Genomic DNA, 2,385 nt, shown 5'->3' with positions numbered 1-2,385 from the left:
TCGGACCGCTACATCTCCGACCGCTTCCTGCCGGACAAGGCGATCGACCTGATGGACGAGGCCTGCGCGACGATCCGTACCGAGATCGATTCGATGCCCGCCGAACTGGACGAAATCACCCGCAAGGTGATGCGGCTGGAGATCGAGGAGACCGCGCTGAAAAAGGAAAAGGACAAGGCTTCCAAGGAGCGGCTCGACTCGCTGAAGCAGGAGCTGGCCGATCTGCGCGCCGAGGCCGACGCCATGAAGGCGCAGTGGGAAAATGAAAAGGGCGGCATCGAAAAGGTCCGCGAACTGCGCGAAGGGCTGGAGCTGGCCCGGCAGGAGGCCGAAAAGGCGGAGCGCGAATACGACCTCGAACGCGTGGCCAAACTACGCCATGGAACCATTCCCGAAATCGCCAAGCATTTGGCGGAAGCCGAGGCGGCCATGGGGCAACGCGAAGCCGGATCGCTGCTGCGCGAAGAGGTGACCGTAGAGGAAATTGCCGAAGTGATTTCCCGCTGGGCGGGCATTCCGTTGACGAAGCTGCTCGAAGGCGAGCGCGAAAAACTCTTGAAACTCGACGAGGTGCTGCACGAACGGGTGATTGGCCAGGACGAGGCCGTGCAGGCGGTGGCCGATGCGGTATTGCGGTCCCGCGCCGGCATCCAAAACCCGAACCGGCCCATCGGCTCCTTCCTGTTCCTGGGGCCGACCGGCGTCGGTAAGACCGAGCTGGCCCGGACGCTGGCCTGGGAGCTGTTCGATTCCGAAAACAACATGGTGCGCATCGACATGAGCGAATACATGGAAAAGCATACCGTGTCGCGGTTGGTCGGGGCACCTCCCGGCTATGTCGGTTTCGAAGAGGGCGGTCAGCTGACCGAGGCGGTGCGACGCAAGCCCTATTCGGTGGTGTTGCTCGACGAGATTGAAAAGGCGCATCCGGACGTCTTCAACGTGCTGCTGCAGATCCTGGAAGACGGACGGTTGACCGACTCGCACGGCCGCACCGTCAACTTCAAGAATACCATCGTCATCATGACCAGCAACCTGGGCTCGACCCATCTGCTCGACGGCATCGACGACCAAGGGCATATCAGCGACGAAGCGCGCGAAGACGTCATGAAAATGCTGCGGGCGAGTTTCCGGCCCGAGTTTCTCAACCGCGTGGACGAAACCGTGCTGTTCAAGCCGCTGACCCTTGCGGAGATTACGGCCATTGTTTCGCTCCTGCTCAAGGATCTGGAACTGCGGTTGATCCAGCAGGGAATCGGGCTCGATCTAAGCACCGAGGCGGCGGCGTATATCGCCAAGGAGGGATTCGATCCGGTCTATGGCGCCCGCCCGCTCAAGCGCTTTATCCAGCAACATCTGGAAACCCCGATTTCGCGGGCGATCATTTCCGGGAATTTGGCGGAAGGTTCGACGGCCAAGGTGATTATCGAAGGCGGCGCGATGAAAATTGCATAGCTTCCCGATAGGCTGGTGAAAAATACTAGCCTAGCATTTGACAAACCCTCATCGTCGGCTAATCATGCAAGTCCATCGGGGTTAGGTTTTTGGAGGAAAACCCATGCTTAGAGGTTTGCGGATAGCGGGGATTGTCGTGTTTGCCTTGTTGGTCGGTATGTCGGCCAATGTACTGTGGCAGATGCATGAGTCCGGGGAGTTGCTGGAGCGGTATAACAGCCAACGGAAGGCCAATGTAACGTTGCTGGTCTTCTCGGCCATTGCCGTTGCTGCGCTGGGGGCCATCGAAGGCATCTATCTTTCCCGTCAGGGCGACCGCTACGGCGCGGAGAGCGGTCCGCGCGCCAGCCAGAAAAAGGGGGCCGGTCGCTTGGCCTCCAGTTCGATCTATGCCACGCCGGAAACCGTCGACGAATGGAAAATCAAGCGTTCGCCGTCATCGAAAAAACACCATCGCCGATCATCGAAATCGCGACACGCGCCGCCGCGCGATGGATCCGGGGCCTGGTTTGGCTGGTTGCGGTTGTGCGCCGTGGCCCTGCTGCTGACCTACGGAACCATGCTGGCGTTGCACGTCATGCATCCTGTGCAGGATGCCGCGGCGCTGGTCTGGCTGTTTCCCGCCCTGTTCGCATTCATGACCCTGTTTTCGTTCATCGTGGCGATCGGGATTTTTGCGAAGGGAACGTGGGCCTTGGTGTCGGGCTATGTTCTCGCAATGTGTAGCCTGCTCGTCTTCCCGGTCGGAACGGCGCTGGGGATGCTCCTGCTGATGGGGCTGGTGGGGGCTTCGCCCGTTTTCCTCGGAATCAAGAAGGACCGGCGCCCCGGTTCGCGCCCTTCGCAGACGGCAATGGTCTAGTGCAGCGTATCACCTAGAACTTCGTATTTTTACCACAGAGGGCTCTGAGACACAGAGGCTCGTATATT

The 2,385-nt window shown here is 59.9% G+C and carries 2 protein-coding genes; both read left to right on the top strand.

Annotated elements, in window-relative coordinates:
- The coding region (locus tag ABYO54_RS15970) for an AAA family ATPase (RefSeq protein ID WP_372809225.1) at positions 1 to 1,455 on the top strand (1,455 nt) is incomplete at its 5' end.
- A gap of 103 nt (positions 1,456 to 1,558) precedes the next feature.
- Complete coding sequence (locus ABYO54_RS15965; protein ID WP_372809224.1) at positions 1,559 to 2,317, top strand: hypothetical protein; 759 nt, start codon at positions 1,559 to 1,561, stop codon at positions 2,315 to 2,317.
- The last annotated feature ends 68 nt before the right edge of the window (positions 2,318 to 2,385 follow it).

The organism is Pontiella sp., from assembly GCF_041622395.1.
In the GTDB taxonomy this organism is placed as follows: Bacteria; Verrucomicrobiota; Kiritimatiellia; order Kiritimatiellales; family Pontiellaceae; genus Pontiella.
The sequence above is the reverse complement of the archived record's forward strand: the minus strand, read 5'-3'. Positions and strand labels throughout refer to the sequence as shown.

Excerpts from the sequence above, each read along its gene's own strand:
- ABYO54_RS15965 (WP_372809224.1), top strand. The coding sequence starts at position 1,559 with ATGCTTAGAGGTTTGCGGATAGCGGGGATTGTCGTGTTTGCCTTGTTG.